General features: G+C 49.2%; 3 protein-coding genes and 1 riboswitch. All 3 genes read right to left on the bottom strand.

Annotated features, from left to right (window positions below):
• Window positions 1-230: 230 nt before the first annotated feature.
• Entirely contained in the window at window positions 231-941 is a 711-nt protein-coding gene (locus tag QUA16_RS36025; protein WP_333103627.1) for a precorrin-2 C(20)-methyltransferase, read from the bottom strand.
• Window positions 938-1,567, bottom strand: coding sequence for a precorrin-8X methylmutase (locus tag QUA16_RS36020; protein WP_333103626.1), 630 nt, complete (start codon window positions 1,565-1,567; stop codon window positions 938-940). The genes QUA16_RS36025 and QUA16_RS36020 overlap by 4 nt, the downstream gene beginning before the upstream one ends.
• Before the next feature lie 133 nt (window positions 1,568-1,700).
• Complete coding sequence (cobG, locus tag QUA16_RS36015; RefSeq protein WP_333103625.1) at window positions 1,701-3,383, bottom strand: precorrin-3B synthase; 1,683 nt, start codon at window positions 3,381-3,383, stop codon at window positions 1,701-1,703.
• Between the two features lie 8 nt (window positions 3,384-3,391).
• A riboswitch (adenosylcobalamin-variant (AdoCbl-variant) riboswitch) is annotated at window positions 3,392-3,471 on the bottom strand.
• Window positions 3,472-3,642 lie beyond the last annotated feature (171 nt).

Here is a 3,642-nt window from a genome sequence, read left to right as displayed (position 1 = left end):
ATTTGTTTATGATTGCTTTATTTGGTTTTCAATGTTCGTGACGGCTTTGTGTTCCGCCATGTAAATAAACATAAAGCATATTCTCAGGTTTGTAAAGTTTTTTAACAACAGATTAACTGATGTAAGTTATAAGGTTAAGTTATCAATATGAATAAAACAGGATAAAGAGGTAAGAATGCACAAAAAAGTAGGTAAAGCCTGGAAGCGCGTCGCCTTCAGGCATGGAAATATTAAGATACAGACTTTTGCTGGCTAGGTATCATAATGAGAGCCCAATAGGGAACTTCAGCGGGCTCGACATCTGCGATCGCCCGAATTCGCTGATTCGGCATAGTTGCGCGTTCTATATACAATGCTCGATCGAACTGTCCCAACTCAATCAGTACGTCCCGGACTTTCGCAAAATGCCGGCCCAGTTTAATAATCACAGCAGCATCAACAACCGCCAGTCGATCGCGCAAAACCTCAGCATCCAGCGTCGCAGGCATAATACTTAACACATCGTTACGATAAGTTAGCGGCACTCCCAACGCAGCAGCACTCGCCATTGTGGAAGAAATTCCCGGCACAACTTCAGTGGTAAATGTCCCGGACAAACGGTTGAATAGATACATAAACGAGCCGTAGAGAAAAGGCTCGCCCTCACATAGCACTGCCACATCCTGTCCCTCGCTCAGATGGGCGGCAATTTTCTCGGCAGCAATATCATAATAAGGTTGAGACGATCGCGTCGGACTAAAAGGCAACGGCATCGGAATCTCAATTTGCTCCGGGCGCAGATAATCTGCGACGATCGCCCGCGCCAGCACCTTACCATTTTCCATCGCCGGATAGGCAATCACCGGCACCGATTGCAAAATCCGATAAGCTTTCAAAGTAATCAATTCTGGATCGCCAGGGCCAATACCCAAACCGTACAATTTACCAGTAGCCTTAGTCATAATTCATCCTTTTTCGCTAACGCATTCACGGCTGCCGTTGCCATTGCACTGCCACCGCGCCGCCCGTGCAACGTAATAAATGGCACTCCCCGACTGTTGGCAGCGAGTTCGGCTTTGGATTCGGCAGCCCCCACAAATCCTACCGGGAAACCCAGAATTAAAGCCGGTTTGGGTGCTCCGGCATCCAACATTTCCAGTAGTCGGAACAAAGCAGTCGGGGCATTGCCAATTGCCACAACCGCACCCTGCAAGTTATCCAGCCATAAATCAAGCGCCGCAGCCGATCGAGTATTTCCCATTTGCCGCGCCAACTCCGGGATTTCGGAATGCCAGAGGGTGCAAATCACCGGATTGTCAGCGGGAAGGCGTTTGCGAGTGATGCCTTCGGCCACCATCCGGGCATCGCAGAGAATAGGCGCACCTCCGGCGAGGGCTTGGCGTCCGTAGGTGGCTGCACCGGGGGAAGCTGCTAAATCTGTAACAATATCGGTCATGCCACAACTGTGAATTAGTCGCACGGCTACCGATTCTAAATCGGGCGGCAAGCTTGACAAATCTGCTTCGGCTCGAATTGTGGCGAAGGATTTGGTGTAGATTTCTGTTCCGTCTCGAATGTAGTCAATCATTGTTTAAAACTGCTATGGGAATTTTGTGGGATTTGTGAAAGAGATTTTTTGAATGAACCGCGAAGGCGCAAAGGACGCGAAGGAAGAAATATCAAGAGAGATAGAAAGAGAAATGCTTAAAATTTGTCTGTTTTCATGGGATGTTTTTTCTCTTTCTATTCCGATTTTCGGTACTCAACAACTCCTGCAATTGGTCGATCGCCCGCCGATCGATAAACTCACCAAATGACTCCAATGGCTCTCGCAACCGCTGATACACCTGCAACATTCGCTCGATCGCACGGGGCATCTCGATCGCACTCACCGCCTGAAAAATTGGTCGTCCGAAGGGCAAATCTTTTCTACCCGCATAAATGTCGTAACCTTCGATCGTCTCGTGTCCTCGCTCAATCTGAATTCCCACCAGCGTGATATCAATTGGCTGGTGCTGGGCGCAGGACTTTTGGCAACCGCTGAAATGAATGTTAATCGGCAGGTCAATCGTCAATTTTTGCGCTAAATCCCTCACCATTGCTAGGGCGTGACTTTGAGTATCTGTCGCCGCCGACGCACAGCCGCTGCTGCCGGCACAAGCCACCAAGCACGAATCTAGGCGAGTCGCCGACGAGTGCAATCCCAAATCGGCGATTTGCTGTTTTACCTCAAAAAGCTGGGAGTTGGGGATATCAGAAATCAACAGATTTTGCCACGGCGTAAGTCTCAGGGTACCGCTGGCTAGATTTTTGGCTAAATTTGCCAAATTCCGCAGTTGCTTTGATTCTAGCCTACCCAGAGGCAGTGCAATTCCCATGTAGGATAAATCCGACTGTCGCTGAGGGTGGATGCCGAGATGTCGGGATTGTTCGATCGCCCCTGCAGATGAGTCGATCGATCGGGCGGGCAAGATGCCCACCCCACAAGGAAATTCACTCTTTGTGGAACAGGCATCTTGCCTGTTTTTGGGAAAGTCGATCGATCGGGCGGGCAAGATGCCCACCCCACAAGGAAATTCACTCTTTGTGGAACAGGCATCTTGGCTGTTTTTGGGAAAGGTGCAAGATGTGAATTGCCATAAAAATGGTAAATTCTGCTGTACCCTTTCTAGATAACGTTCAGCGCCCCAATCTGCCAGCAGGTGACGCAAACGCGGTTTTTTGCCATCAATTCGAGGTCGATTTTTGGTGTATTCAAGATAGGTGCTAGCGAGGGCGGCTAATACTGAAATACATTGCGATTCTGGGATTAAAATTCCTGTATCGCCGTTTAAATGCAGCCGAAAAAAGATTTCTGATTGGGTTGAAAGCCCTTCAGCAGCTAATAAAATATCGTTGCGTAAAGCCTGGATCGAAACCGATTCCCCACCATCCAAGCCAATACTGAACTTAGGCGAAAGTTCCGACAACTCGGAATGTGTTTGCAGGTAATCATCCCAAGCTTTCACTAGCGGGCGAGTATCCAGTAACTGCTGGCGATCGATCCCTGCTGTCGGGCTTGCCATAATATTGCGAATCGGGTCAACTTCAACGCGGCGAGAGGCTATCCCCAATTCCTGCAAGCGGTTCCAGACTTCCGGGGCAATTTCCGAGTTCACTTCTCGGATTTGCAAATTTGCCCGATTTGTCACTTGCAAACAGCCGGTACTGTATTGATCAGCCACATCGGCGATCGTCCGACACTGCTGCGCGTTTAAAATTCCCCCCGGAATCCGCATTCTCGATAAAACTCCGTCTCGGGCTTGGGAACCGTAAAATAAACCCGGACAAGTCGGCAAATCAGTCAAAGCTAACAAATAATCTCCTCCCCGTGCTACGCAGGGAATCCAAAAGTAAACGCCCACAAAGCGCCCCCGAAATCGGCATTCTGACTTTTACAGTTGCGGCACAGCGCCGGAATTGCACCGGACTTTCCCGCTTTCAGGTTTTAGAAAGGTATCACGAGCTGACCCACAGAAAGCAAAACCCTCAACTTTCTTAACAAAACTTCTGGCGATGGCGTCGCGCCCCGCAAGCTACGCCCCTGTCTCTCCTTTCATCAGCTTTCCTAATCACAGTCATCAGTTTAACTGTCGCTAAACCCCTTTACAAACCTTAACGATA

It is taken from the genome of Microcoleus sp. S13_C3 (assembly GCF_036700905.1).
In the GTDB taxonomy this organism is placed as follows: Bacteria; Cyanobacteriota; Cyanobacteriia; order Cyanobacteriales; family Microcoleaceae; genus Microcoleus.
Note: the sequence above shows the minus strand (reverse complement) of the source record. Positions and strands in the feature narration are given on the sequence as shown.

What these genes read in the sequence shown, in the direction of transcription:
- QUA16_RS36025 (WP_333103627.1), bottom strand. Translation starts at nt 941, where the DNA reads ATGACTAAGGCTACTGGTAAATTGTACGGTTTGGGTATTGGCCCTGGC.
- QUA16_RS36020 (WP_333103626.1), bottom strand. Translation starts at nt 1,567, where the DNA reads ATGATTGACTACATTCGAGACGGAACAGAAATCTACACCAAATCCTTC.